At 63.1% G+C, this 25,191-nt stretch carries 25 protein-coding genes; 6 read left to right on the plus strand and 19 right to left on the minus strand.

The window, feature by feature from the left end:
- Positions 1 to 32 precede the first annotated feature (32 nt).
- Entirely contained in the window at positions 33 to 1,262 is a 1,230-nt protein-coding gene (gene serA / locus ABE456_RS05745; RefSeq protein ID WP_145191129.1) for a phosphoglycerate dehydrogenase, read from the plus strand.
- Between the two features lie 122 nt (positions 1,263 to 1,384).
- Here the strand turns inward: serA and ABE456_RS05750 are convergent, their stop codons facing one another.
- On the minus strand, positions 1,385 to 1,861 hold the full coding sequence (locus ABE456_RS05750) for a DUF4399 domain-containing protein (RefSeq protein WP_346643090.1): 477 nt from the start codon (positions 1,859 to 1,861) through the stop codon (positions 1,385 to 1,387).
- A 225-nt stretch (positions 1,862 to 2,086) separates the two neighbouring features.
- Here ABE456_RS05750 and ABE456_RS05755 point away from each other — a divergent pair, with 225 nt between their 5' ends.
- Complete coding sequence (locus ABE456_RS05755; RefSeq protein ID WP_346643091.1) at positions 2,087 to 2,575, plus strand: transporter substrate-binding domain-containing protein; 489 nt, start codon at positions 2,087 to 2,089, stop codon at positions 2,573 to 2,575.
- Between the two features lie 60 nt (positions 2,576 to 2,635).
- On the opposite strand, the gene ABE456_RS05760 is transcribed toward ABE456_RS05755, so the two are convergent.
- Positions 2,636 to 3,139 carry a DUF523 domain-containing protein gene (locus ABE456_RS05760; protein ID WP_346643092.1) on the minus strand — a complete coding sequence of 168 codons (504 nt, stop codon included), beginning with the start codon at positions 3,137 to 3,139 and terminating at the stop codon, positions 2,636 to 2,638.
- Positions 3,126 to 3,758, minus strand: a complete 633-nt coding sequence (locus tag ABE456_RS05765; protein ID WP_346643114.1) for a 2OG-Fe(II) oxygenase — start codon at positions 3,756 to 3,758, stop codon at positions 3,126 to 3,128. Before ABE456_RS05765 ends, ABE456_RS05760 begins: the two co-directional genes overlap by 14 nt.
- Positions 3,759 to 3,871: 113 nt before the next feature.
- Here ABE456_RS05765 and ABE456_RS05770 point away from each other — a divergent pair, with 113 nt between their 5' ends.
- Positions 3,872 to 4,624, plus strand: a complete 753-nt coding sequence (locus tag ABE456_RS05770; protein ID WP_346643093.1) for a DUF2059 domain-containing protein — start codon at positions 3,872 to 3,874, stop codon at positions 4,622 to 4,624.
- Here ABE456_RS05770 and ABE456_RS05775 read toward each other — a convergent pair whose 3' ends face one another.
- Entirely contained in the window at positions 4,625 to 5,551 is a 927-nt protein-coding gene (locus ABE456_RS05775) for an alpha/beta hydrolase (RefSeq protein WP_346643094.1), read from the minus strand. It abuts the gene before it with no gap.
- Positions 5,552 to 5,786: 235 nt separating this feature from the next.
- Here ABE456_RS05775 and ABE456_RS05780 point away from each other — a divergent pair, with 235 nt between their 5' ends.
- The 3 genes from ABE456_RS05780 (at position 5,787) to ABE456_RS05790 (ending at position 9,631) form a co-directional block, all read left to right on the plus strand.
- Positions 5,787 to 6,356 carry a DUF6436 domain-containing protein gene (locus ABE456_RS05780; RefSeq protein ID WP_346643095.1) on the plus strand — a complete coding sequence of 190 codons (570 nt, stop codon included), beginning with the start codon at positions 5,787 to 5,789 and terminating at the stop codon, positions 6,354 to 6,356.
- Positions 6,357 to 6,376: 20 nt separating this feature from the next.
- Positions 6,377 to 8,740 (plus strand): penicillin acylase family protein, encoded by a 2,364-nt coding sequence (locus ABE456_RS05785; protein WP_346643096.1) that lies wholly within the window; start codon positions 6,377 to 6,379, stop codon positions 8,738 to 8,740.
- 72 nt (positions 8,741 to 8,812) lie between these two features.
- The gene (locus tag ABE456_RS05790) at positions 8,813 to 9,631 is read left to right on the plus strand and encodes an alpha/beta fold hydrolase (protein WP_346643097.1); all 819 of its coding nucleotides are present in this window, start codon (positions 8,813 to 8,815) and stop codon (positions 9,629 to 9,631) included.
- A gap of 49 nt (positions 9,632 to 9,680) precedes the next feature.
- Here the strand turns inward: ABE456_RS05790 and ABE456_RS05795 are convergent, their stop codons facing one another.
- The 15 genes from ABE456_RS05795 to ABE456_RS05865 form a co-directional block, all read right to left on the minus strand.
- Positions 9,681 to 10,466, minus strand: coding sequence for a MetQ/NlpA family ABC transporter substrate-binding protein (locus ABE456_RS05795; protein WP_346643098.1), 786 nt, complete (start codon positions 10,464 to 10,466; stop codon positions 9,681 to 9,683).
- A gap of 174 nt (positions 10,467 to 10,640) precedes the next feature.
- Positions 10,641 to 11,471: a sigma 54-interacting transcriptional regulator gene (locus ABE456_RS05800; protein WP_346643099.1), complete on the minus strand. Its 831-nt coding sequence runs from the start codon at positions 11,469 to 11,471 to the stop codon at positions 10,641 to 10,643.
- A gap of 64 nt (positions 11,472 to 11,535) precedes the next feature.
- Positions 11,536 to 12,117 (minus strand): alpha/beta hydrolase, encoded by a 582-nt coding sequence (locus ABE456_RS05805; RefSeq protein WP_346643100.1) that lies wholly within the window; start codon positions 12,115 to 12,117, stop codon positions 11,536 to 11,538.
- 335 nt (positions 12,118 to 12,452) lie between these two features.
- Positions 12,453 to 12,854 carry a biopolymer transporter ExbD gene (locus ABE456_RS05810; protein WP_346643101.1) on the minus strand — a complete coding sequence of 134 codons (402 nt, stop codon included), beginning with the start codon at positions 12,852 to 12,854 and terminating at the stop codon, positions 12,453 to 12,455.
- Between the two features lies 1 nt (position 12,855).
- Entirely contained in the window at positions 12,856 to 13,575 is a 720-nt protein-coding gene (locus tag ABE456_RS05815) for a MotA/TolQ/ExbB proton channel family protein (RefSeq protein WP_346643102.1), read from the minus strand.
- A gap of 30 nt (positions 13,576 to 13,605) precedes the next feature.
- Positions 13,606 to 14,412, minus strand: coding sequence for an energy transducer TonB (locus tag ABE456_RS05820; RefSeq protein ID WP_346643103.1), 807 nt, complete (start codon positions 14,410 to 14,412; stop codon positions 13,606 to 13,608).
- A gap of 302 nt (positions 14,413 to 14,714) precedes the next feature.
- A complete protein-coding gene (locus ABE456_RS05825; RefSeq protein ID WP_019098644.1) occupies positions 14,715 to 15,704 on the minus strand; it encodes a sulfate ABC transporter ATP-binding protein in 990 nt (329 codons plus the stop codon).
- 3 nt (positions 15,705 to 15,707) lie between these two features.
- Positions 15,708 to 16,580 carry a sulfate ABC transporter permease subunit CysW gene (cysW, locus tag ABE456_RS05830; RefSeq protein WP_346643104.1) on the minus strand — a complete coding sequence of 291 codons (873 nt, stop codon included), beginning with the start codon at positions 16,578 to 16,580 and terminating at the stop codon, positions 15,708 to 15,710.
- A gap of 11 nt (positions 16,581 to 16,591) precedes the next feature.
- Positions 16,592 to 17,410, minus strand: a complete 819-nt coding sequence (gene cysT, locus ABE456_RS05835) for a sulfate ABC transporter permease subunit CysT (protein ID WP_346643105.1) — start codon at positions 17,408 to 17,410, stop codon at positions 16,592 to 16,594.
- Positions 17,411 to 17,615: 205 nt separating this feature from the next.
- Positions 17,616 to 18,623, minus strand: coding sequence for a sulfate ABC transporter substrate-binding protein (locus ABE456_RS05840; protein WP_346643106.1), 1,008 nt, complete (start codon positions 18,621 to 18,623; stop codon positions 17,616 to 17,618).
- A gap of 49 nt (positions 18,624 to 18,672) precedes the next feature.
- Positions 18,673 to 18,855: a sulfur starvation response protein OscA gene (gene oscA, locus ABE456_RS05845; protein WP_016712582.1), complete on the minus strand. Its 183-nt coding sequence runs from the start codon at positions 18,853 to 18,855 to the stop codon at positions 18,673 to 18,675.
- 250 nt (positions 18,856 to 19,105) lie between these two features.
- On the minus strand, positions 19,106 to 22,159 hold the full coding sequence (locus tag ABE456_RS05850) for an efflux RND transporter permease subunit (RefSeq protein ID WP_346643107.1): 3,054 nt from the start codon (positions 22,157 to 22,159) through the stop codon (positions 19,106 to 19,108).
- Positions 22,156 to 23,223, minus strand: coding sequence for an efflux RND transporter periplasmic adaptor subunit (locus ABE456_RS05855; protein WP_346643108.1), 1,068 nt, complete (start codon positions 23,221 to 23,223; stop codon positions 22,156 to 22,158). The genes ABE456_RS05850 and ABE456_RS05855 overlap by 4 nt, the downstream gene beginning before the upstream one ends.
- Entirely contained in the window at positions 23,220 to 24,308 is a 1,089-nt protein-coding gene (locus tag ABE456_RS05860; RefSeq protein ID WP_346643109.1) for an efflux RND transporter periplasmic adaptor subunit, read from the minus strand. The genes ABE456_RS05855 and ABE456_RS05860 overlap by 4 nt, the downstream gene beginning before the upstream one ends.
- Before the next feature lie 214 nt (positions 24,309 to 24,522).
- Positions 24,523 to 24,801 (minus strand): DUF3077 domain-containing protein, encoded by a 279-nt coding sequence (locus ABE456_RS05865; RefSeq protein WP_346643110.1) that lies wholly within the window; start codon positions 24,799 to 24,801, stop codon positions 24,523 to 24,525.
- Positions 24,802 to 25,191 lie beyond the last annotated feature (390 nt).

A 25,191-nucleotide genomic window follows, 5' to 3' on the forward strand; every position in this document is an offset into this window, starting at 1 on the left:
CCATTTTTTCTCCGGGATACAGGTTTACGCAGATGAGCAAGACTTCTCTCGACAAGAGCAAGATCCGGTTCCTTCTTCTTGAAGGTGTGCACCAGAACGCGGTCGATACCCTCAAGGCCGCCGGCTACACCAACATCGAATACCTCACTGGTTCGTTGCCGGAAGCCGAGCTGAAGGAAAAGATCGCCGATGCCCACTTCATCGGCATCCGTTCGCGCACCCAGCTCACCGAAGAGATCTTCGACTGCGCCAAGAAACTGGTCGCCGTTGGCTGCTTCTGCATCGGCACCAACCAGGTTGACCTGGAAGCTGCCCGCGAGCGCGGTATCGCCGTATTCAACGCGCCGTACTCCAACACCCGCTCGGTAGCCGAGCTGGTACTGGCCGAAGCCATCCTGCTGCTGCGCGGCATCCCTGAGAAGAACGCTTCCTGCCACCGTGGTGGCTGGATCAAGAGCGCGGCCAACTCGTTCGAGATCCGCGGCAAGAAGCTGGGCATCGTCGGCTACGGCTCGATCGGTACCCAGCTGTCGGTCCTGGCCGAGAACCTGGGCATGCAGGTGTATTTCTTCGACCCGCTGACCAAGCTGCCACTGGGCAACGCGGTGCAGGTCACCAGCCTCAACGAGCTGCTGGGCCTGGCCGACATCGTTTCGCTGCACGTGCCTGAGCTGCCGTCCACCCAGTGGATGATCGGCGAGAAGGAAATCCGCGCGATGAAGAAGGGCTCGATCCTGATCAACGCCGCCCGTGGCACCGTGGTCGAACTGGACCACCTGGCTGCTGCCATCAAGGACAAGCACCTGATCGGCGCCGCCATCGACGTGTTCCCGGTCGAGCCGCGCTCCAACGACGAAGAGTTCGAAAGCCCGCTGCGCGGCCTGGACAACGTGATCCTGACCCCGCACATCGGTGGTTCCACCGCCGAAGCCCAGGCCAACATCGGCCTGGAAGTGGCCGAGAAGCTGGTCAAGTACAGCGATAACGGTACCTCGGTATCTTCGGTCAACTTCCCGGAAGTGGCCCTGCCGGCGCACCCAGGCAAGCACCGCCTGCTGCACATCCACGAAAACATCCCGGGCGTGCTCAGCGAGATCAACAAGGTCTTCGCCGAGAACGGCATCAACATCTCCGGTCAGTTCCTGCAGACCAACGAGAAAGTCGGTTACGTGGTGATCGACGTTGACGCCGAGTACTCCGACCTGGCGCAAGAAAAACTGCAACAGGTCAAGGGCACCATCCGTTCCCGCGTACTGTTCTAAGTTTGCTTGCCGCATGAAAAAGGGAGGCCCTGGTGGCCTCCCTTTTTTGTTTTCCTGCCAGATCATCGGGCCTGCCTTGCAGGCCTTGTGTCGCGAAAGGGGCGCAAAGCGCCCCCGCTTTTTTACTTCACTTCAACCGTGATCTTCTTCGACTCAACGCTCGGCTTGAACGGCACGTGATACTGGTCACCCAGCACCAACTGCAGGGTGTGCTTGCCCGGGGTCAGTGTAATGCTGGTTTCGGTCTGCGCCTTGCCGAAGTGCAGCACCTGCGGGCCCGCCGGCAGTGCGGTACCGGCCTCTGGCATCAGGCTGCTTGGCAGTGCCATATCGGCCACTGGCTCTTTGTCTACATCCACCAGCAGATGGTGGTGCCCGGTGTGCGGGGTCTGGTCACCCGCAGGCTTGAGTTCCATGCCTTCGATGCCGAACTTGACGGTGAAGGTCTTGTCGACCGTGGCACCATCGGCGGGGGAAACGATGAAGACCTTGGCCTCCTTGGGCGGCTCCTGGCTCTTCAGGGCATCAGCGGCACTGGCAAACACCGACGCTCCCATCAGCAGACCGGCAACGGCAGCACGCGAAAATAGGCTGTTCATTCACTTCTCCTGTGATTCACTTATTGACCGCCACCTATAATCCAACGGCGGCGGTAGTTCACCTTAGTTGAAATGTGCGCCCAGGTGTTCAACATCACCTGACATAAATATTTCAATCCGGGTTAAACAATGCCGGGCCTTCAAGGTCATAGGCTGCGCTCGACCACGGCGAGGAAGAAAGCCGTGGCGAAAGTAATTCATCTGCCAAAGAGAAAAGGGGCTTTCATGCGTTCGACCATAGGGGTACTGCTGGCAGTACTGATCACGCCTTTCGCTCAAGCCGAGCTGATAGACGAAATTGCCGACCGGGGCGAACTGCGTATTGCCGTGCAAGCCGACAACCAGCCGTACGCCTTCAAGCAGGACGACCACCTGACCGGTTTCGACATCGAGTTTGGCCAGGACCTGGCCCGGGAGCTGGACTTGCGCGCCGAGTTCGTCGAAGTCCCCGCAGCCGAGGTATTGCCCGGTGTCGAAAGTGGCAAATACGACATCGCACTTACCCCCTCCAACGAATCGCTCAAGGGCGACGGCCCGCTCGATGTGAGCCTGCCATTTGGTGAAAAGAAGCTGGTGATCCCGTTCCAGAAGGACAACCCGGCTTTCGAGAGCGCAGTGAACAATGCGTTGCAGCGGCTGCAAGACCGTGGCCGGACTGCCGAGCTTGAGCAGAAGTGGTTCAAAGGTGTGCAGGAAACTGCGACCGGGCAGTAAGTTCTTTATTGCCTGCAACGGCCCTTTCGCGGGTGAACCCGCGAAAGGGCCGGTACAGGCTTAAGCTGAAAGCCCAGCCAGCGCCTGTTCCGCCTGATCCAGCTCCAACTCGCTGAACACCTGCACCCCGGCCCGCCGCAGTAATGCCGTGGTCACCCCTTCCCCCGCCACCTTCACGCCACTGAACGTGCCGTCATAGGTCACGCGGTTGCCACACGAAGGGCTGCCCGACTTCAGCACCGCCACGCCAATGCCATGCCGGCGCACCAGATCCAGCGCCAACTGCGCCCCGGCCAGAAACGCGGCGCTGACATCCTCGCCCGTCACCGTCAGTACCTGTGCATCACCGTCAAGCACCGCACCACCCTGCCCGCCCGGTATCTCCGCTGGCGGGCGCGGGGTCGGCAAGCCACCGGCTACCTCCGGGCACAACGGCACCACACGCCCTTCGGCCTGCCACTGCTGCAGCAGGTCGGGGTGGCCGCTGGCCCGGCCGTCATAGCGCACCGGTTGCCCCAGCAGGCAGGCGCTGACCAGCACCTTGGGCAGGTCAGAACGGGTCATTGCCACGGCGCCGGAACCAGCCAGTCAACGACAGCCGCTCACGCCCGGCCGGCAGCACTTCGTGGGGCACTTCGCCCGACAGGAACACCACCAGGCAGCCCGCTACAGGCTCGACATCGTGCTCGACACCGTCCGCCAGGAACATGCGCAATTGCCCACCATCTTGCGGCTGCCAGCCTTCATTGAGATAAAGCACCGCCGACACCATGCGCCGGTCATCGTCGCGGAAGCGGTCCAAATGCCGGCGATAGAACGCCCCGGGTGGGTACAGGGCAAAATGGCACTCGAAGTCTTCCAGGCCGAGGAACAGGCCCTGGTTGATGGTCAGCCGCAACTGGTCCATGGCTGCCAGGTACTGATCGCAGGCCGCGGCCTGGCCAGGGTCGATCCACTGGATCTGGTCGCCGCGAATGGCCTCGCGTACTTCCTGGGCATCACCGCGCCCAACCCCCGCGGGGTTGAGTTCGCCTTCGGCATCACGGCGCCGGCATTCGGCCGCCAGCGCGCGCACCAGGTCGGCAGGCAGAAACAGCGCCTGCTGGGACCAGCCATGGGTGGCCAGATCGTCGACGACGGCCGCAAGCATCGGGTTTTCGGGGGAAGTGTGCATGGCGCGCATCATATCCATTCGCCCTGTCGGCGCACAGCGCCACTTGGCCGAGAAACACGCGGATATCTCGACAAACCGGCGCCGGGCCAAGGACAATAGCCACCTGCCGACAGGAGTCCTGAATGCGCCGTCTGTTTTCCCTGATTCTGCTGATGATCTGCACCATGCCTGTCTGGGCAGACAACCTGGATCAACTGTACAAGGCCGCCGGCTGGCCCGACCAGCGCGCCCACTTCAACGATGCCCTGACCGCCGCCCAGGCGCGCTACCGCAACAGTTTGCCGCCCGCCGTGTACCAGGCGCTGGTCAACAACAGCAACCAGCGCTTCCAGGCCCAGGCGGTGGACCGCCGTGCCCAGGCAAAGCTGCGCGCCAGCCTGGCCAACCCGGCACCGGCCCTGGCGTTTTTCCAGTCGCCACTGGGGCGCAAAGTGGTTGCGGCCGAACTCAAGGCCACGCGCAAGGACGAACTGGCCAAAAACGCCAAGGGCCTGCCGAAGATCCAGGCCAGCGATGACCGCCTGCTGATCATCGGCCACCTGGCCCAGGCCTTGCCGGCACGCGAAGCCGGTGCCGAAGTCAGCCTGGCCATTGCCGGCGTGGCGGCCGACAGCCTCAGCTCGATGATCCCCGGCCTGTTCGGCGGCGGCCAGGCCCAAGGCCTGCTCGATGGCCAGCGCCAGCGCTTGATGGGCCAGATTGGCGAAGATCTCAACAACACCTTGCTGTACGTCTACCGCGACCTGTCCGACGCCGAACTGGAAGAGTTCGCCACCTTTGCCGAGTCGCCCGAAGGCAAGGCGTACTACCAGGCCGCACTGGCCGCCGTCCGCGCCGGCCTGGCGGTTGGCCAGAGCAGCAACGACCTTAAGTAATCAGCCCAGGCGCTGGTCGATGAAGTCGAAGTAGCGCTGGCGAATGCCCGGCAGCTCGTTCGCCAGGTGGTGGCGCGCCTCGGGCAGCATCAGGATCTGCGGCTCGGCGAACTTGGCCTTGAGCACTTCCAGGTTATGGGGCCAGTCCACAGTGCCATCGGCCTCCCCCTGCACGATCAACGGCTGCCGCGTACTGCGCGGCGCGGCCTCGATGCGCTTGACCCAGGCGATCAATGCGCCTACCCAGGCGGTCGGCAGCTGGCGTGGTTGCAGCGGGTCGGCTTCGAGAAACGGCAGGAAGGCCGGGTCATTGGTGTTCTCGCTGAAGCGCCGTTCAATGCCGTTGACGAAGTGGCGCAGCACGCGATAGCTGAACTTCGACCAGCGCCAGGAGCGTGGCCGCACCAACGGTGCCAAGAGGATGACCTGGCCATCGATGGGGCTGCGCACACCCTGGTGCAGCAGGTGGTCCACGGCAATCGCACCGCCGGTGCTCTGCCCGCACAGGTGCCATGGGCGCGGCAGTTGCAGCGTGCGCGCCTGTTCGAACAAAGCCTCCAGCACCTGCTGGTACACCGCGAAATCACTGATGTTGGCCCGCTCGCCGCTGGACAGGCCATGGCCGGGCAAGTCGCAGCTGATCACCGCGAAACCCTGCTTGAGCGCCCAATCGATCACATGCCGGTACAGGCCCATGTGGTCGTAATAGCCGTGCAGCAGGAACAGCGTCGCGCTTGGCTGCTCGGGTAGCCAGGCCTGCCCGACCAGGTCGAACCCCGCCGCCTGAAAGCCACCCAGCCAGCTGTGTGCCGGCAGGTTCAGGCCATAGAAGCGCTGGTAGTCCTGCGCCTGCGCCGACAGCGGCTGGCGAGCGCTCAACGGCGCGAGGCTGGTGCGCAGGTGGTCGGGGTGAAAGGCAGCGGGCATCGGGTACATCCACATTGAAGCAAGTATTGATCTGGAATCTTCAGCTCTGGCCGGCGCCGTGGCAAGCTTGCTCACATCGTTCAATCAGTACCGATCTAATTGTGGGAGCGGCCTTGCGTCGCGATAGGGCCGCAAAGAGGCCCCCGGCTTTCAGCTTCGCCGCAGAAATTGCCGGGACCGCTGCGCGGTCCTTTCGCGACGCAAGGCCGCTCCCACAAAGGGCCCGCGTCTCCTCATGAATAACAAGATCGTCAAACAGATAGCCGTCGTTTTCGCCCTGCTGCTCTGCGCAGCTCTGGTCTGGCAGGCCTATACCACCTTCCAGGCCCGCTACCAGCGCCCGTTCGACAACCAGGCCACCCTATTCGACGGCAGCCAACTGCAACTGCCCCCAGAGCTGGCCGGCCCCGGCCCGATCCGCGTGGTGCACTTCTGGGACCCGGCCTGCCCGTGCAATGTCGGCAACCAGCAGCACCTGGGCGACCTGGTCAGCCAGTTCGCCAACAAGGGCGTGAGCTTCCATGTGCTGCAAAAGCCCGGCAGCCACGGCCAGTTGCCGGCCAACCTCAACGCCCTCCAGCCACTGGCCAGCCTGCCCGGCAGCGAACACCTGCCCGCCTCCCCAGCCGTGGCCATCTGGGACCGGCAAGGGCACCTCGCCTACTTCGGCCCCTACAGCGAGGGCGCAGTGTGCAATGCCAGCAACAGCTTCATCGAGCCCATCCTCAAGGCCTTGCTCGACGGTCGCCAGGTCACCGCCTTCAACACACTGGCGGTGGGCTGCTATTGTCCTTGGGCCGGATGACGAATGCACAAGGAGTCCCCATGAAGCGCAGCCTGACCCTGTTGGCCGTGGTGGTTGCCGTGGCCGCCGGCGCCGGTTACTGGTACGTGCAGGGCAAGCTGCCGCAACGCGCGGGCGAGGTGGCCATGGCTGGCCTGCAGGCACCGGTCAGCGTGCGCTACGACGCCCGCGGCGTGCCGCACTTGCAGGCGCAGAGCGAGCCAGACCTGTACCGCGCCCTCGGTTACGTGCATGCCCAGGACCGATTGTTCCAGATGGAGATCCTGCGCCGCCTGGCCCGTGGCGAGCTGGCCGAGGTGCTGGGCGACAAGCTGCTGCCCACCGACACCCTGTTCCGCAGCCTGCGTATTCGCGAGCAGGCTGCGCTGATGGCCAAGCGACAGGACCACCAGTCACCTGCCTGGCAGGCCCTGCAGGCCTACCTTGACGGTGTGAACAGCTGGCAGGCCAGCCACCCCAAGCCCATGGAGTTCGACCTGCTCGGCATCACCCCACGCCCGTTCACCGCCGAAGACACCCTGAGCATCGCCGGCTACCTGGCCTACAGTTTTGCCGCCGCGTTCCGCACCGAACCGGCGCTGACTTACATCCGCGACCAGCTAGGCCCTGACTACCTGAACATCTTCGACCTTGGCTGGCAGCCCGAGGGCGCGCTGGGCACACCTCTGGCCGCAGCCGACTGGCAAAGCCTGGAGTCCCTCGCCCGCCTCAGCCATGAGGCGCTGGGCGACGCCGGCATCCCGCAGTTCGAAGGCAGCAACGCCTGGGCAGTCGCGGGTAGCCGCACCCGCAGTGGCAAGCCGCTGCTGGCCGGCGACCCGCACATCGGTTTCGCGCTGCCGGCGGTGTGGTACGAGGCCGAGCTGTCGGCGCCAGGCTTCAACCTGTATGGCTACTTCCAGGCGCTCAACCCGTTCGCCATGCTCGGCCACAACCGCGATTTCGGCTGGAGCCTGACCATGTTCCAGAACGATGACGTCGACCTGATCGCCGAACGCACCAACCCGGCCGACGCCAACCAGGTCATGGTCGATGGCAAATGGCAGGCGCTGGAAAAGACCGAGCAGACAATTGCCGTCAAGGGCGAGCAGCCGGTCACCCTCAGCCTGCGCCGCTCGCCCCATGGGCCGATCGTCAACGATGTGCTGGGCGCCACTGCAGGGCCTACGCCAATCGCCATGTGGTGGGCGTTCCTTGAAACCGAAAACCCGATTCTCGATGGCTTCTACCAGCTCAACCGCGCCGACACCTTGGGCAAGATGCGCGAAGCCGCGGCCAAGGTCCAAGCGCCGGGGCTGAACTTTGTCTGGGCCAACGCCCGTGGTGATATCGGCTGGTGGGCCGCAGCGAAGCTGCCGATCCGCCCCGACGGCGTCGACCCGGCGTTCATCCTCGACGGTACCAGCGCGCAGGCCGACAAGCTCGGTTTCTACCCGTTCAGCGTCAACCCGCAGCAGGAGAACCCGGCGCGTGGCTATATCGTCTCGGCCAACTACCAGCCGCCAGCTACAGTGCCGATACCGGGTTACTACAACCTGCCTGACCGGGGCCGCCAGCTCGACCGCCACCTGGCCAACCCAGAGGTGAAGTGGGACACCCAGAACAGCCAGGCACTGCAGCTGGACACTGCCAGCGACCACGGCCCGCGCACCCTCGCCCCGCTGCTGGCAACCCTGCGCGCGGTGGCCGAAGGTGACGAAGAAAAGGAACTGGTCGAGCAACTGGCGGCCTGGGCTGGCGACTACCCGCTGGACTCGACCAGCGCCACGCTGTTCAATCAGTTCCTTTACGAACTGGCGTTCGCGGCGCTGCATGACGAACTGGGCGACACCTGGTTCCCGGTGCTGATCAGCACCCGTGCCATCGATGCCGCCTTGCCGCGCCTGGCAGCGAATGCCAATTCACCCTGGTGGAACACCCGCGGTGGCAACCAGCGTACCGACCGTACCGCCATCGTACGCATGGCCTGGCAGAACAGCTTGAAGCACCTGCGCGACACCCTGGGCAACGACCCAGCCAGCTGGCAGTGGGGCAAGGCCCACACCCTGACCCATAACCATCCGCTTGGGGTGAAAAAGCCGCTGAACCTGCTGTTCAACGTGGGGCCGTTTGCGGCGCCTGGTACCCACGAGGTACCGAACAACCTGTCGGCGAAGATCGGCCCGGCGCCCTGGCCGGTGACCTATGGGCCGTCGACGCGACGGTTGATCGACTTTGCCGATGCCGGGCAGGCGCTGACCAGCAACCCGGTCGGTCAGAGTGGCGTGCCATTTGATCGGCATTACTCGGATCAGGCCGAGGGGTACGTGCAAGGGCAGTACCAGAAGGCGCAGATGGGGGTGATCCCGGCGCAGAGCACACTCAGGCTTGTACCAGGCCAATGAACACATACTTGAACTGCACAAGACCGGCGCATGCCCGATAGCCTGCAGTTCCTTTCAGGCGAGAATTGATTCATGCAAAGAAACTTCATCGAGATCGACGGCGCCCGTATGAGCTACATCGACCAGGGCGAAGGCTTCCCGGTGCTGCTTGGCCACAGCTACCTGTGGTCTGCCGCCATGTGGCAGCCGCAGATCGACGCGCTGTCGCAACATTTTCGCGTGATCGTGCCCGAGTTGTGGGGCCACGGCGGCTCCGACGCCCCGCCGGCCAGCACCAAGGGCATGGCTGACCTGGTTCGCCAGCACCTGGCGTTGCTCGACAAGCTGGATATCGGCAAATGCCACCTGGTGGGTTTGTCGGTCGGCGGCATGTGGGGAGCGCCATTGGCCAGCGAGCACCCTGAGCGCTTCGACCGCCTGGTCTTGATGGACACCTACCTCGGTGCCGAACCTGAAGCCACCCGGCAAAAGTATTTTGCCCTGCTGGATGCAGCCAGCGCCGCCGGGGAGTTCAGCGACGCCCTGCTCGACATCATTGTGCCGATATTCTTCCATGCCGGTGGGCAGACAGTGCCAGAGGTTCGTGATCAGTTCCGTGCAGCGCTGAAAGCAACCAGCGCCGAAACCATCCGCAACAGCCTGGACCCCATGGGCCGCATCATTTTCGGGCGGCCCGACCTGCTGGACAGGCTCGCGGGCTTGCCAGGCGAGCGCACCATCGTGATGTGCGGCGACCAGGACATCCCTCGGCCGCCGGAAGAGTCCAACGCGATGGCACAACTGATCAACTGCCTGGCAGCGCAGATTCCGTTTGCGGGGCATATCTCCAGCCTGGAGAACCCGCGGGTGGTGAATGAGTTCTTGCTGAGCTGGCTACCGCGTAACCTTTGAGATTGCCGGGGCTGCTGCGCAGCCCCAGAATCAAATCACTGCAAGCGCATCAGAACGCCGGCAGCACCGCACCCTGGTACTTCTTGGCGATGAACTCTTTAACTTCCGGGCTGGTCAGCGCCTTGGCCAGTTTCTGGATCGCTTCGCTGTCCTTGTTGTCCGGGCGGGCAACCAGGAAGTTCACATACGGCGAATCGGCACCTTCGATCACCAGCGCATCCTTGGCCGGGTTCAGGCCAGCTTCCAGGGCGTAGTTGGTGTTGATCATGTCCAGGTCAACCTGGTCCAGCACACGCGGCAGCATGGCCGATTCAAGCTCGCGGAACTTCAGCTTCTTCGGGTTCTCGGCGATGTCCTTGGGCGTGGCCAAGGCGTTCTTCGGGTCCTTCAGGGTAATCAGGCCAGCCTTTTGCAGCAGCAGCAGGGCACGGCCGCTGTTGCTGCCTTCGTTAGGGATGGCAACGCTGGCGCCTTCTTTCAGCTCGCTCAGGCTCTTGACCTTCTTCGAGTAACCACCGAACGGTTCGACGTGCACGCCAACCACGGTTTCCAGGTGGGTGCCCTTGCCTTCATTGAAGTTCTGCAGGTACGGCAGGGTCTGGAAGTAGTTGGCGTCCAGGCGCTTCTGGTCCACCTGCACGTTCGGCTGCACGTAGTCGGTGAAGACCTTGATCTGCAGGTCCACGCCTTCCTTGGCCAGCGTCGGCTTGATCAGTTCGAGGATTTCGGCGTGCGGTACCGGGGTAGCAGCAACCACCAGTTTCTCGGCGGCGGCGGCCAGGCCGGAGAACGACAGGGCAGCGGCCAGGGCAGTGGTCAGCAGGGTCTTCTTCATGGTGGTCCTTGTTCTGAATCTGGGCCATCGGCGATGGCGAATCGGCTGCCCAACCGGTTCACCAGTGGGCGTGAGGCGGACAATACCTAGATTTTTTATTCCGTAACAATATCTTTTACTTAGCTACTTATTCCAAAAACAACCGCAACCAGCCACTTTGCTTATGAGCCATGTCTAGCCCGCGGGGTTGAGCAGGTCGAGGTCCTCCGGCTGGATCTCTGCGCCGTCATTCACCAGCAAGGCAAAGTGGATGACGTTCTCCAGTTCGCGGGTGTTGCCGGGCCAAGGGTGGGCTTCGAGCACCCGCTGCGCGGCTTCGCTGACCAGTGGCACAGGGCGCTGCAGGCGCACGCTGTAGATACCCACAAAGTACTCGGCCAGCGGCAGGATATCGCCCGGCCGCTCGCGCAGCGGTGGCAGTTCCAGCGCACCTTCGCGCAGGTACTGGTACAGCCGCTCGTTGAAGCGCCCCGCGCGCACCACCCGTGCCAGGTCGATGCTGGTAGCCGCCACCAGCCGCACATCCACCGGCTGTGGCTGCTGCGCACCTACTCGGGTGACCTCTCGGTTTTCCAGGGCCGCTAGCAACTTGCCCTGGATGGCCAGCGGCAAGTCGGCGATCTCGTCCAGGTACAGCGTGCCGCCATTGGCAGAACCGAACCAGCCGGCGCGGCTGCTGGCCGTGCCGCCCTGGCTGCCGGCGCTGTAGCCGAACAGCTCGGCATCGGCGTAGGTAGGGCTGATAGCCGCGCAGTTGACCGACACGAACAGCCCAGCACGGTCGCTGGCACGGTGGATCTGCCGGGCCAGCAGCTCCTTGCCGGTACCGGTCTCGCCACGGATCAGCACCGGCAGAGGTTGCGGCGCCAGGCGCTCAAGGTCCTCGCGCAGCTGCTGCGAACGCGGGTCGATGAACACCAGGGCCTTGGCACGGATGCTCAGCGGGCTCTTGTCCAGTTCGGGGAAGGTCAGCAGCGGCTGGCCAAACGGGTTTTGAAAGGTCATGACGAACTCCCGCCCCAGGCCTGCAATGGCCGGGCGTCAGGCAAACGGTAAACAGTAAGGGCGATCAGGCGCGGCGCAGTGCGCGCTGCTCAACCCGGCTCTGCAAGCGATACAGGTAGGCGAAACCTTGTTCCCAGCGCTCATGGCCGGACTTGACGTTGATGTGCCCGGCGTTACTCAGCAGCCCCGCTTCGGCGCCCCAGGCCTGAGCCAGGTACAACGCGCGCGGTACGCTCACGGCTGGGTCGTTGTCCGAGCTGACCACCTGGCTGGGGAACGGCAGCGTTTCGGTCGGGATCGGCGCGAAGTTGCGCAGGGCCGGCGCGCAGGTGGGCCGCTCGACGTCTGCGGGGGCCACCAGCAGCGCTCCACGTACTTGCCGCAGCAAGACCGGGCAGGCTTGTGCAGCCCAATGGGCGACGGTGATGCAGCCCAGGCTGTGGGCGATCAGAATCACCGGCGAGCGCTCGGCGGCAATCGCCTGCTCCAGCGCCTGCACCCAATCCTGGCGTTGCGGGGTGAGCCAGTCGTGCTGCTCGACCCGCGTGCTGTTGGGCAGGGTGCGCTGCCAGTGACTTTGCCAATGGTTGCCTGGCGATCCTTGCCAGCCCGGCACAATCAGGTAACGGATCGACTCATTGCGCATGGGGACGCCTCCAGTAAGTTTGCGTGCTTGGAGACAAGTATAGGAAGGGAGTTATATTCGTAAAGGAATAAGAAGCTATTTATTAATAACCAAAATCAACATCCTGAGCGCTATGCGGTCCCTGTGGGAGCGGCCTTGCGTCGCGTGGGGCGGCGCAGCAGCCCCGGCAATATGTGCAGTGGCAATAAAGTCCTGGGGGGCCGCTTCGCGCCCCTTTCGCGACGCAAGGCCGCTCCCACAGGGTTCGCGTGAACCTTGGATACAAAAAAAAAGGGCCAACCCCCTGCCAAGGAGATATGGCCCACAAGCACTTGCCTGAAGAGGTTTGCCAGGTATCAGCGGGCGGTAATCACCGCCAGCTTGTTGATCCCCGCACGTTCGATGGCCGCCATGGCCCGCGCCACTTCGCCGTAGTTCACGCCGTCGTCGGCCTGGAGCTGCACGCGCACATCCGCGTCCTTGTCCTTGGCGGCCTTGAGGTTGGTTTCCAGCAGGTCGGGCTGGATCTGGTCCTTGTTGATGAACAGCTTGCCCTCTCCATCGATGCTGACCACCAACGGGTCCTTCTGCTCCACCGGGGCCACGGCCTCGGTCTTAGGCAGGTTGATGGGGATGGCGTTGGTCAGCAGAGGAGCGGTGACGATGAACACCACCAGCAGTACCAGCATGACGTCCACCAACGGCGTGACGTTGATTTCACTTAGGACTTCGTCGCTGTCCTGGGTCGAAAAGGCCATATCAGGACGCCTCCTTCACCGGCTGGGTGAAACCGGCTTGGGGCTTGTGCACCGCAGGGTGCACCAGCACGCGGAAGGCACTCTTCTGCGCCAGGCTGTAGAAGTCGTGGGCGAAGTCATCCAGGTCGGCCGCAGTCAGCTTCAGGCGGCGCAGGAAATAGTTGTAGACCAGCACCGCCGGCACCGCGACGGCGATACCCACACCCGTTGCCACCAGTGCTGCACCGATTGGCCCGGCCACGGTTTCCAGGCTGGCGGAGCCGGCCGCGCTGATGCCCTTGAGCGCTTCCATGATGCCCCATACGGTGCCGAACAGGCCGATGAAGGGCGAGGTGCTGCCGATACTGGCGACCACTGCCAGGCCGGTTTCCAGTGAGCGTCGTTCACGCACGATCTGCTGGCGCAGGGCACGCTCCAGGCGGTCCTGATGGTTGATGGCATGGCTCAGGTCATTGCTATGGCTGTCACCGACGGCGATGGCTGCGTAACCCGACTGGGCAACGCGTGCAGCCGGGCCAGGCAGTTCGTGGCTGATTTCTGCGGCCGAGTCCAGGCTGGAGGCGGCCCAGAACTGCTGGTGGAAGCGCTTGTCCTGGTTCTTCAGCCGCACAAACTGCACGACCTTGACCAGGGCCAGGCCCCAGGTGACGACAGAGAAACCAACCAGCAGCCAGATGACTGCGCTTTCAACGGATTCGAGGGGGGATGCCAGCAGGCTCATGATGATGTCTTCCTGTGTTCTGCGAAAAAATTAGCGAAGCTTGAAATCGATCGGCACGCTGACCCAGCCGGTCTGCGCCACGTCGCCCTGCTTGGCGGGGACGAAGCTCCAGCGCTTGACCGCAGCCAGTGCGGCGGCATCGAGGGCATCGCGGCCACTGCTCTTCTGCACCTGGATCTGCCCGGGCTTACCGCTGGGCAGTACCTCAACGCGCAACAGCACGGTGCCCTCCCAGCCTCGCCGTTGGGCCATCTGCGGGTATTCCGGCGCCGGGTTCTTCAGGTACGCGGCGTTGGCCGAGGCTGGCGTGACCGGGGCCGGCGCCGGTGGTGCGGGCGCAGGGGGTGCCGGCGCGGCCACCGGAGCTGGCGGTGGCGCCTCGACCGGCTTGGGCTGCGGTTTCGGCGCTTGCTTGACCACCGGCTTGGGCACGGGCTTTGGTTTGGGTTTGGGTTTGGGCTTGGCGGCAAGCTCGTCGACGACTGGAGGTGGTGGCGGCGGCTCGACCACGGGCGGTGCAGGGGCTGGCGGCGGTGGCTCGACCACAGGCGGCGCCGGCGCGGCAAACTCGATGGTCATGGGCGGCACCTGCGGCGGCACCACCGGCAGCTCGGGCGTTGGCGCCTGGCTGACCCAGTACGCGGCAGCGCCGTGCAGCGCCAGCACCAGCAGGCCAAGCGCCAGCTTGTCGCGGCGCTTGAGCCCGCTGACGGGCGTGCGTTGCAGGCGCAGCTGGCCCAGCGGCAGGCGAAGCGTGCGTCCAAGCTCGACCAGGTCACCCGGGGCCGGGTGCCATGGCTGGTCGTAGGCCCTGACGGCCGACTGGACATTACCCATTGATCAAACTCCTGGGGTCTCGATTCAGGTGTGTGGCTGAATCATCGGGCTCAGGGTCTTATCCCATAAAGTAATGTTTAAAATTATAGTTATAACTTAAATGAATATTGGTTTTGGTAGGTTGTGGGAAGCCCACGGATTTCGCGGGCTGTGGCTGGGCAGGTTAAAGGCGATGCATTGCGGGCATGCAAAATATTCGCGCAAGGCATGAGATTGCCGCGAGGGCTGCAAAGCAGCCCCGGCAATCTCACAGGCATAAAAAAGCCCAGGACCAACCCTGGGCTTTCATCAGCATAAACGGCTCAGATATCCGCCACCTTCTGCCAAACCTTCGGCCGGAAGAACAACGTCTCACCCCGTGCCAACCCGGTCAGGCTGTCATGGTCCTTGACCACCTCGGCCTCGATCAGCTCGCTCTGCCCTTCCACCTTCAAGGTCACCCGCGTGGTCGCGCCCAACGGCCGAATGTCGCGCACCTCGGCTGCATGGTGGCCTTCGGTCTCATGCCGCGACAGCGACACCTCATGCGGGCGGAACAGCACATGGTGCCCTTCGCTCAAGGCCAGGCGGTTGGAATCACCGAGGAAGTGGTAGACAAAATCGTTGGCTGGCTGCTCGTACACCTCGCCCGGCGAGCCGATCTGCTCGATCACGCCCTTGTTCATCACCACGATGCGGTCGGCCACTTCCATGGCTTCTTCCTGGTCGTGGGTGACGAATACCGAGGTCAGGTTGATGTCCTCGTGCAGCCGCGCCAGCCAGCGGCGCAGCTCCTTGCGCACCTTGGCATCCAACGCACCGAATGGCTCGTCCAGCAGCAACACCTTGGGCTCTACCGCCAACGCGCGGGCCAGGGCGATACGCTGGCGCTGGCCGCCAGACAACTGCTCGGGGTAGCGGTCGGACAACCAGTCCAGCTGCACCATGTTCAGCAGTTCATGCACCTTCTCGGCGATCTTGCTTTCGCTCGGTCGCTCACCCTTGGGCTTCATGCGCAGGCCGAAAGCAACGTTATCGAACACGCTCATGTGGCGGAACAGCGCGTAGTGCTGGAACACGAAACCAACGTTACGGTCGCGCACATCATGGCCGGACACGTCCTCGCCATGGAACACAATATTGCCCTGGTCCGGGGTTTCCAGGCCGGCAATGATGCGCAGCAAGGTGGTTTTGCCGCAGCCGGACGGGCCGAGCAAAGCCACCAACTCGCCGCTGTTGATGTCCAGGTTGATGTTGTCCAGGGCCTGGAAGCTGTTGAAGCGCTTGCTGACGTTACGAACTTCGATCGACATGAATCATTCCTCCGCGGCGCTGTGGCGCAGGCGGTTAATACGGTTCTCGCTCCACTGCTTGAGCAGCAGGATGAAGAGCGCCAGGATCAGCAACAGGCTGGCCACGCTGAAGGCCGCAACGTGGTTGTACTCGTTGTAGAGGATCTCCACGTGCAGCGGCAAGGTGTTGGTCACGCCGCGAATGTGGCCCGACACCACCGACACCGCGCCAAACTCGCCCATGGCCCGTGCGGTGCACAGCACCACGCCGTAGATCAGGCCCCATTTGATGTTCGGCAAGGTCACGTGCCAGAACATCTGCCAGCCGTTGGCGCCGAGCAGGCGTGCGGCCTCTTCCTCCTGCGTGCCCTGCTCCTGCATCAGCGGGATCAGCTCACGGGCCACGAACGGTACGGTGACGAAGATGGTTGCCAAAACGATGCCCGGCAGGGCAAACACGATCTGGATGTCGTGGTCCTGCAGCCACGGCCCGAACAGGCCCTGGGCGCCGAACATCAGCACGTAGACCAGGCCGGCGATCACCGGCGACACCGAGAACGGCAGGTCGATCAGGGTGACCAGGATGCTCTTGCCACGGAACGTGTACTTGCTCACGCACCACGCGGCGCTAACGCCGAACACCAGGTTCAGCGGCACCGATATGAACACGGCGAGCAGGGTCAGCTTCAGTGCCGACAAGGCGTCGGGCTCGAAGATCGCTTCGAAGAAGGTACCAAAACCGTTCTTCAGCGCCTGCGACACCACGATCACCAGCGGCAGCAGCAGGAACAGCGCGAACACCAGCCAGCCAAGGCCGATCAGGATACGCCGCGAAGTCGCGCTGCCTCGTCGGGCAGCGTTGGCGGCGGCGCTTGCACTCAGGGATGAACTGGACATGCCGGCCTCCTTCAAGGGGTTTCGATACGGCGCTGCAGCAGGTTGATCAGCAGCAGCAGGATGAAGGAAACCACCAGCATCAATACGCCGATGGCGGTCGCGCCGGTGTAGTCGTACTGGTCGAGCTTGACCATGATCAGCAGCGGCAGGATCTCGGTCTTCATCGGCATGTTGCCGGCAATGAAGATCACCGAACCATACTCGCCCACACCACGGGCGAAGGCCAGTGCAAAGCCGGTGAGCCAGGCCGGCAGCAGGGCCGGCGCCAGGATGTGGCGGAACACCTGCAATGGCTTGGCGCCCAGGCAGGCGGCGGCCTCTTCCACTTCACGCGGGATATCGGCCAGCACCGGCTGCACCGTGCGCACCACGAACGGCAGGGTGACGAAGGTCAGCGCCAGGGTGATGCCCAGCGGGGTGTAGGCGATCTTGAAGCCCAGGTCGGTGGCGAACTGGCCAACCCAGCCGGCCGGCGCGTACAGGGCGGTCAGGGCGATACCGGCGACGGCGGTGGGCAAGGCGAACGGCAGGTCGATCATCGCATCGATGACTTTGCGCCCAGGGAAGGTGTAGCGCACCAGCACCCAGGCCAGCAGGGTACCGATCACGCCGTTGATGATGGCGGCGAACAGGGCAGTGCCGAAACTCAGCTTGAGCGCGGCGATCACCCGCGGCGCGCTGATGATGTTCCAGAACTGCTCGAAGGTCAGCTGCGAGGCATGGATGAACATGGCCGCCAGCGGTATCAGCACGATCAGGCTGAGGTACACCAAGGTGTAGCCCAGCGTCAGCCCGAAGCCGGGTATGACGGGGGAAATGCGACGTGACATAAATATCCCTGGTTGAATGCACTTGGCCCAGTATCGATCCGGGGCTGGTGCAGGCTTCTGAATCCTGGGGCTGCTTTGCAGCCCTTTCGCGACGCAAGGCCGCTCCCACAGCGATCGCGGTTCCACAGGGGGGATCGCGGCTCTTTGTGGGAGCGGCCTTGTGTCGCGATAGGGCCGCAAGGCGGCCCCCGCTTTTCCGTGGCCCTTACTGTGCCTGATAGATCTGGTCGAACACACCGCCATCATTGAAGAATTTCGGCTGTGCGGTCTTCCAGCCACCAAAGTCCTTGTCGATGGTTACCAGCTCCAGTTTCGGGAACTGCTTGCCGAACTCAGCAGCGACCTTTTCGTCACGCGGGCGGTAGAAGTTCTCGGCGGCAATCTTCTGCCCGGCCGGGCTGTACAGGTGCTTGAGGTATTCGGTGGCAATCTCGGTATTGCCCTTCTTCTCGGCGTTCTTGTCCACCACCGCCACCGGCGGCTCGGCGAGGATCGACAGTGACGGCACGACGATGTCGAACTTGTCAGCGCCACCGTCTTCCTTCAATGCCAGGAAGGCTTCGTTTTCCCACGCCAGCAACACGTCGCCCTGGCCGTTGTTGACGAAGGTGATAGTCGAGCCACGGGCGCCGGTATCCAGCACCGGCACATGCTTGAACAGCTCCTGCACGTAGGCCTTGGCTTTGTCTTCGCTGCCGCCGCTCTTCAGGCCATAGGCCCAGGCGGCGAGGAAGTTCCAGCGCGCACCGCCGGAGGTTTTCGGGTTAGGCGTGATGACCGAGACGTCCTTCTTGATCAGGTCGCCCCAGTCTTTGATGCCTTTCGGGTTGCCCTTGCGCACCAGGAACACGATGGTCGAGGTGTACGGAGTGCTGGCATCCGGCAGGCGGGTTTGCCAGTTTTCCGGCACGGTCTTGCCGAGCTTGGCGACTTCGTCGATATCGCCAGCCAGGGCCAAGGTCACCACGTCGGCGCGCAGGCCGTCGATTACCGCACGGGCCTGCTTGCCCGAACCGCCGTGGGATTGCTGGATCTTCACCTTGTCGCCTGGGTGGGCCTGCTGCCAGTGCTTGATGAACTCGGCGTTGTACTGCTGGTACAGCTCGCGGGTCGGGTCGTAGGACACGTTCAGTAGTTCGTAGTCCTTGGCGATGGCGGAACCGGCAAAAACAGCACTGGCCAGGGCGGCGAGCGCATAACGGCGGATGGACATGGTGAAGCTCCCGATTGGCATTTTTCTAGTTTTGAATGTTGTGGCGCGCTCAGCCGGCCTTGTTACCCGGCTGTTGCAGGCGGAACTTCTCCTTGCGCTCGATCTGTACGACCTGAGCGTTGTGCACAGTGATCTCCACCGCACCGAAACGCAGGTCGCGCAGGGCGCTCTGGATTTCCCGCAGAATGGTGGCTTCGTCCTGACCGTCGATGCTGCGCAGAGATGCACTCATGCTCGTTCTCCTTGGAGTGAGATGCCGGGCAGGGGTTTGAAGGGGGGTAATTGCCTGGCTTGAGGGCAATAGTAGTGAGGCGGGGTTATTCTTAAAAATACTGTTTAAGAATGTTTATATAACCAAAGTTGAAAGGCGATCTTGAAGGCGACAGAAGGCCCTGTGGGAGCGGGTTCACCCGCGAATGCGGCGGTGGCTCCATCATCGCATTCGCGGGTAAACCCGCTCCCACAGGGCTCAGTGCAAGGTTTCAGGAATGTTTCTGTGGCTCGCGGATCTTGTACCAGGCCACATACAGGGCCGGCAGGAACAGCAGCGTCAGCAAGGTCGCCACAATGATCCCGCCAATCATGGCGTAGGCCATCGGCCCCCAGAACACCTCGCGGGCAATCGGGATCATGCCCAGGCTCGCCGCTGCCGCAGTCAGCAGGATGGGCCGGCGCCGGTGGTTGGTGGCCTCTACCACAGCATCCCACGGCGAAAAGCCCTGAGCCTCGAACTCGTCGATCTGGGTCACCAGGATCACCGAGTTACGAATGATGATGCCCGCCAGCGCAAGGATGCCGAGGATTGCCACGAAGCCCATCGGCGTCCCTGTCGGCACCAGCGCCAGCACTACGCCGATCAGCCCCAGCGGCGCCACGCTGACAACCAGGAACAGCTTCTGCACGCTGTGCAGCTGGATCATCAGGAAGGTCGCCATCAGGAACAGCATCAACGGGATGACCTTGCGGATCGGCCCTTGTGCCTTGGCACTCTCCTCCACCGTACCACCTGTGGCTACTTCGAAGCCCACCGGCAGCTTGCTGGCGAACTCGTCGATCTGCGGCTTCAGTTGGGCCACCAGGTCGGTGGGCTGGATGTCGCCGTTGACCGAGGCCTTGATGGTGATGGTCGGCTTGCGATCGCGGCGCCATACCAGCGGCTGCTCCAGCTCGTAGCGCACGGTGGCGAACGACAGCAGCGGGATCGAGGTGCCGTTGGGGGTAAGGATCTGCAGGTTCTGCAGGGTATCGGGCGAGCCACGCTCGCTGTCCTCGGCGCGGGCAACCACGTCAACCAGGTAGATGTTGTCGTTGACCTGGGTGATATCCACGCCGCTGACGATGCTGTTCATCACATTGGCCACGTCCTCCGACGACAGCCCCAGCTGACGTGCCTTGTCCTGGGCGATTTCCACGCGCAGCACCTTACCCGGCTCGTTCCAGTCATAGATCATCTCGCCGATGTGCTCGTTCTGGTCGAGCAAGGTGGCCAGGTCGATGGCGTGCTTGCGCACCTCGTCGATGTTGGCACCACTGACCCGATACTGGATCGGCCGGCCTACCGGCGGGCCCATTTCCAGCGATTGCACGTTGACGCCGATACCGATGAAGTCTTCATGCAGGATCTTCTGCAGCCGCTCCATCATGCCCTTGCGCTCTTCGAAGCCCTTGCTGACGATCACCAGCTGCGCGTAGTACGGGTTCTGCAGCTGCTGGTCGAGAGGCAGGTAGAAGCGAATGGCGCCTTGGCCGATGTAGGTGCTCCAGCTCACCAGGTCCGGGTCGTCCTTGATCCGTGCCTCGAAGCGGTCGACTACCTTGCGCGTCTCCTCGATCGAGGCGTTCTGCGGCAGGTTGAGGTCGACGAGGATTTCCGGGCGGTCCGAGGACGGGAAGAACTGGTTCTGCACGAAGCGCTCGCAGAAGATTGCCAGGGCAAACAGCACGATGGTGCCGATGATGGTCAGCCAACGGTTGCGCATGCACCACAGCAGGCCATGCTCGAAGGCCCGGCCGACGCGCCCAGGCTCGGCTTCATGGGCCTTGAGCTTGGAGCTGCTGAGAATATGCATGCCCAGCACCGGGGCGAAGAACACCGCCACCACCCACGATACCATCAGCGCCACCGCAATCACCGCGAACAGCGTGTAGGTGTACTCACCCGCCGAACTTGCGTTAAGGCCGATGGGCACGAAGCCGGCCACCGTAACCAAGGTACCGGTCAGCATGGGGAACGCCGTCGAGGTGTAGGCGAACGTAGCCGCCTGTTCCTTGCTCTCGCCCATCTCCAGCCGCGTGACCATCACCTCGACCGTGATCATCGCGTCATCCACCAGCAAGCCCAGGGCGATGATCAGCGCACCCAGCGAAATCCGCTGCATGGTGATGCCGCTGTATTCCATGAACACGAACACCATCGCCAGCACCAGCGGAATCGAGCAGGCCACCACCAGGCCGGCGCGCATGCCAAGGCTGACGAAGCTCACCGCCAGCACGATCACCACCGCTTCGAACAGCGCGCTGGTGAAGCCGCCGACCGCCTGCTTGACCACTACGGACTGGTCCGACACGGTATGGACACCGACGCCGATCGGCAGGTCTTCGACCACCCGGTCCATGCGTTTTTTCAACGCCGCGCCAAATACCTGCATGTTGCCGCCGGCCTTCATGCCGATGGCCAGGCCGATGGCGGTCTGGCCGTTGTAGCGGAACATCGGTGACGGCGGGTCGACGTAGCCGCGCTGGATGTCGGCGATGTCGGCCAGGCGGAAGAAGCGGTCGTTGATCTTGAGGTTGACGGTTTGCAGGTCCTTCTCCGAGGCGAACTGCCCGGTGGTGCGTACCGAAATGCGCTCGGGGCCGGCCTCGATCACCCCGGCAGGGGTTACCGCGTTCTGCGACTGCAGGGCCTGCATGACCTGGCGCTGGTCGATGCCCAGGGCAGCCAGCTTGCGGGTCGAAAAGTTCAGGTACAGCACTTCGTCCTGGGTGCCGACCAACTCGATCTTGCCGATGTTAGGTACATCGCGCACCTCGGCGCGCGCCTGCTCCACGTAGTCGCGCAGCTGGCGCAGGGTCAGGCCGTCGGCAGTAAAGGCGTAGATCGAACCGAACACGTCGCCGAATTCATCGTTGAAGCCGGGCCCCTGGATGCCCGCAGGGAACTGGCCGCGAATGTCGGAGATCTTCTTGCGCACCTGGTACCAGATTTGCGGGATGTCCTTGGCCTTGGTGGTGTCGCGCAGGTACACGTACACCGTGGACTCGCCCGGGCGGGTGTAGCTCTTGGTGTAATCGAGGGAGTCGAGTTCCTCGAGCTTCTTCTCGATACGGTCGGTGACCTGGTACAGGGTTTCGTCCTGGGTCGCGCCGGGCCAGCGGGTCTGAATCACCATGGTCTTGATGGTGAACGACGGGTCTTCTTCACGGCCGAGGTTGAAATAGGAAAAAATCCCCATCAGCAGGCCAACGAACATCAGGTACCAGACGAACGATTGATGCTTGAGTGCCCATTCGGACAGGTTGAAGCTTCCTTTCATTGCGCATCCTCGTCGAAGGCGACCTTCTGGCCAGGCTTGAGGCTGTTCACACCTGCGGTAACCACACGCTCGCCGGGCTGCACGCCAGAGGTCAGCACAATGCTGTCGGCGGTGCGGTCAATCAGGGCCACGTCACGGGTGGCCACGGTTTTCTGTTGCGGGTCGATCACCCACACCTGGGTCTTGCCATCACGCTCGAGCAAGGCACTCAAGGGCAGTTCGCTGCGAGGGCTCACTTCCGAACTCAGGGTAACGCTGATGGCGGTGCCCAGGTGGAAGGCTGAAGGTGTGCTGGCCAAGGTAAGCCGGGCGCGGCGCGTGCGAGTGGTGGCGTCGGCCTGGGGTTCCAGTTCGCGCAGGCTGGCGGTGGTGTTGATGGTGGGGTCTAGCTGCGAGGCAACGGTGAAGGTCAGGCCTTTGTTCAACTGCTCGGCCAGGCCAATCGGCAGGTCGATCACCGCTTCCTTCACATCTGGCCGGGCCAGGGTCACCACGGCTTGCCCAGCGGTTACGGTTTGCCCAGCTTCTGCCTGCCAGGCGGTGATCACTGCGGCGTGGTCGGTACGCAGCGTGCTGTAGTCGAGCTGGTCACGGGCCTGGCTGAGCGCAGAGCGCGCCTGCTCCAACGCCGCACTGGTGGTTTTCAGGTTGGTCTGGGCGATGTCCAGCTGGGCCTGGGCGCCAACGCCACGGTCGTACAGCTGTTGCTGGCGGCGGGCATCGGCCTGGGCGTTGATCCACTGTGCCTGCACCTTGGCCAGGTCGCCTTCGGCGGCGCGCAGCTGGTTCTGCTGGTCGGTGGGGTCGAGCGTGGCCAGGGTGTCGCCCGGTTTGACCAGGGCGCCCACATCCAGCCAACGCCGGGCAATGCGCCCGGAAACCCGGAAGCCCAGGGTGCTTTCAAAGCGCGCCTCGATAAGGCCGGCGAAGCGGCCCAGCTGCGACTGCACCTGTGGCTCCACCTTGACCGACAGCACCGGCCGGATCGGCTCGGGCGCTTGCTCCTCGCTACCGCAGGCAGCCAGCAGCACGCCGGCCGACAGCATCAGCAGCTGGCGCTTCATAGCTCACCCCCTTCGGCATTGGCTGCGATCTTCTGTACCTGCATGCCGGGGTGCAGCAACTGGCTGCCGTTGACCACCACGGTCTCGCCAGCCTTCAGGCCGCTGGCGACCACGATCTTGCCGGTCAGGTAGCGGCTGACCTCGACCTTGCGCAATTCGACCTTGTCGCCCTCGCCCACCACCCAGACTGCAGGCTCATGCAGCGCCTTGGTCAACGCCGACCATGGCAGCTCGATGCTTGGCCGCCCCACCGCATTGGTGCTGGCAGTGACCGGCGCGCCAAGCTGCATGCCAGGTGGCACGTCCTTCAGTGCCACCTTGACCTGCACCGTGCCACTTTGTGCCGACACGGTAGGGGTGATCTCGCGGACGTAGCCGTGAGCCTGGACCTTGGGGTCATCCAGCAGGCTGACGATTACCCCGACATCGCTTGGTGGCGCCACCAGCAGCGATTCATAGACGTTGAACACTGCATCGCGATCGCCGTCGGTGGCCAGGCTGAAGATCGGCATGGTCGCCTGCACCACCTGGCCGACCTCGGCCTGGCGCTCGGTAATCACGCCATCGGCTTCGGACACCAGCGCGGTGTAGCTCAATTGCTCATTGGCATCGGCCAGCTCTGCCTGGGCGGCCTTGAGCGCGCTCTGGTTACTGCGCAGCGCGGCTTCGGCGGAATCGTATTCACTCTGGCTGGTGTAACCCTTGGGCAGCAGCTTTTGCTGGCGCACGAAGGCGGCGCTGGTCTGGGTAACCCGCGCTTGTGCGGCAAATACTTCGGCCTTGGCCGAATTGACGTTGTTCTGCAGGTCTTTAGGGTCCAGGCGCGCCAGCACCTGGTTGGCCTTGACGTGGTCGCCAACATCGACGCTACGCGAAATGATCTTGCCGCCCACACGGAACGACAGATCGGTCTGCACCCGCGCCTGTACGTCGCCAGTCAGGGTGACCCTGGCAGCGAAATCGGTCGGGGCCACCTGCTGTACGCCAACACGTGGCAGCGTTTCGGTTGTTTCTTCCTTGCTACAGCCTGACAGCAGGGACACCAGCCCCAGGCAAACGACCAACAGCGGACGCATCAACGTCATGCAGGCTCCTTGCTTGCGCGCAAATGATTCTTGGGATGCGACTGTTAGCGTAGATCAGGGTTGGATAAACGGCACTGAGCGGAATCAAGCTGGCATTTTCGGCGCCTGTGCGGGCCTCTTCGCGGGCACGCCCGCTCCCACAGGGAGAGCGTAGGCTTTGAGGCTTGTGCTGTACCTGTGGGAGCGGGCGTGCCCGCGAAGAGGCCGGTACGGTTCAAACCTGAACTGAAGCCCTGTTCAGTCCAAGCTCAATGTCATCAATCAGTGCTTTGGCAAAGCCACTGAGGATTCTGGCTGCACTACCCGCTAACCGGTCATTTTCCATCTCGGCTTCGGTTGTCAGGTGATTGATGCAGCCGAGCATGACGGAGAGTTCGGAGAAGGCATGATTGAAGGGGATGTTGGCCTGGACGCGGAACAGGTCCATGCAGGTTTCTTTACCCACTGTGCTGCTGTTGCCTGGATGAGCAGTATCAAGATCGTGCTTGGTCATGGTTGGAATCCAATGTCGTTGATTGAACCACCAACTCGTCTTTCTCACGGACAAGGGGTGGCAGCCATACGCGGGGTGAGAAACCGAGGACATTGAACCCGGCCAGGCCGAAACCTGCCCACGTAGGCTGCCATGACTGGAAGCCCGTTCAACATCGTTCGGGTTCTCACACCCGATCACCATGAATGGCGACCCAACGACGTTATCCCTGGGGCATTTCCCCTACAACAGAGCAGCTTCCACACGGCTCGTAGGATAATTCCCAAGCTGCTCCGACTGAAGCCTTGGGTTTGAGTTGATGAAAAGTCGTACGTCTTACTGGCCTCTTCGCGGGCTTGCCCGCTCCCACAGGTACAGCGCTGGCCTTGAGACTAGCGCTGTACCTGTGGG

Origin of the sequence: Pseudomonas sp. TWI929 (assembly GCF_039673335.1) — a bacterium.
Classification (GTDB): domain Bacteria; phylum Pseudomonadota; class Gammaproteobacteria; order Pseudomonadales; family Pseudomonadaceae; genus Aquipseudomonas.

Bases quoted from the DNA above. Each gene is read 5' to 3' on its own strand.
- ABE456_RS05815 (WP_346643102.1), bottom strand. From the start codon at position 13,575: ATGAGCCTGCTGGCATCCCCCCTCGAATCCGTTGAAAGCGCAGTCATC.
- cysT (WP_346643105.1), bottom strand. From the start codon at position 17,410: ATGTCACGTCGCATTTCCCCCGTCATACCCGGCTTCGGGCTGACGCTG.
- ABE456_RS05840 (WP_346643106.1), bottom strand. From the start codon at position 18,623: ATGTCCATCCGCCGTTATGCGCTCGCCGCCCTGGCCAGTGCTGTTTTT.
- cysW (WP_346643104.1), bottom strand. From the start codon at position 16,580: ATGTCCAGTTCATCCCTGAGTGCAAGCGCCGCCGCCAACGCTGCCCGA.
- ABE456_RS05790 (WP_346643097.1), top strand. From the start codon at position 8,813: ATGCAAAGAAACTTCATCGAGATCGACGGCGCCCGTATGAGCTACATC.
- ABE456_RS05795 (WP_346643098.1), bottom strand. From the start codon at position 10,466: ATGAAGAAGACCCTGCTGACCACTGCCCTGGCCGCTGCCCTGTCGTTC.
- ABE456_RS05865 (WP_346643110.1), bottom strand. From the start codon at position 24,801: ATGACCAAGCACGATCTTGATACTGCTCATCCAGGCAACAGCAGCACA.
- ABE456_RS05780 (WP_346643095.1), top strand. From the start codon at position 5,787: ATGAATAACAAGATCGTCAAACAGATAGCCGTCGTTTTCGCCCTGCTG.
- ABE456_RS05755 (WP_346643091.1), top strand. From the start codon at position 2,087: ATGCGTTCGACCATAGGGGTACTGCTGGCAGTACTGATCACGCCTTTC.
- oscA (WP_016712582.1), bottom strand. From the start codon at position 18,855: ATGAGTGCATCTCTGCGCAGCATCGACGGTCAGGACGAAGCCACCATT.
- ABE456_RS05855 (WP_346643108.1), bottom strand. From the start codon at position 23,223: ATGAAGCGCCAGCTGCTGATGCTGTCGGCCGGCGTGCTGCTGGCTGCC.
- ABE456_RS05750 (WP_346643090.1), bottom strand. From the start codon at position 1,861: ATGAACAGCCTATTTTCGCGTGCTGCCGTTGCCGGTCTGCTGATGGGA.
- ABE456_RS05775 (WP_346643094.1), bottom strand. From the start codon at position 5,551: ATGCCCGCTGCCTTTCACCCCGACCACCTGCGCACCAGCCTCGCGCCG.
- ABE456_RS05800 (WP_346643099.1), bottom strand. From the start codon at position 11,471: ATGACCTTTCAAAACCCGTTTGGCCAGCCGCTGCTGACCTTCCCCGAA.
- ABE456_RS05760 (WP_346643092.1), bottom strand. From the start codon at position 3,139: ATGACCCGTTCTGACCTGCCCAAGGTGCTGGTCAGCGCCTGCCTGCTG.
- ABE456_RS05805 (WP_346643100.1), bottom strand. From the start codon at position 12,117: ATGCGCAATGAGTCGATCCGTTACCTGATTGTGCCGGGCTGGCAAGGA.
- ABE456_RS05785 (WP_346643096.1), top strand. From the start codon at position 6,377: ATGAAGCGCAGCCTGACCCTGTTGGCCGTGGTGGTTGCCGTGGCCGCC.
- ABE456_RS05825 (WP_019098644.1), bottom strand. From the start codon at position 15,704: ATGTCGATCGAAGTTCGTAACGTCAGCAAGCGCTTCAACAGCTTCCAG.
- ABE456_RS05770 (WP_346643093.1), top strand. From the start codon at position 3,872: ATGCGCCGTCTGTTTTCCCTGATTCTGCTGATGATCTGCACCATGCCT.
- ABE456_RS05850 (WP_346643107.1), bottom strand. From the start codon at position 22,159: ATGAAAGGAAGCTTCAACCTGTCCGAATGGGCACTCAAGCATCAATCG.
- ABE456_RS05860 (WP_346643109.1), bottom strand. From the start codon at position 24,308: ATGACGTTGATGCGTCCGCTGTTGGTCGTTTGCCTGGGGCTGGTGTCC.
- ABE456_RS05810 (WP_346643101.1), bottom strand. From the start codon at position 12,854: ATGGCCTTTTCGACCCAGGACAGCGACGAAGTCCTAAGTGAAATCAAC.
- serA (WP_145191129.1), top strand. From the start codon at position 33: ATGAGCAAGACTTCTCTCGACAAGAGCAAGATCCGGTTCCTTCTTCTT.
- ABE456_RS05820 (WP_346643103.1), bottom strand. From the start codon at position 14,412: ATGGGTAATGTCCAGTCGGCCGTCAGGGCCTACGACCAGCCATGGCAC.
- ABE456_RS05765 (WP_346643114.1), bottom strand. From the start codon at position 3,758: ATGCGCGCCATGCACACTTCCCCCGAAAACCCGATGCTTGCGGCCGTC.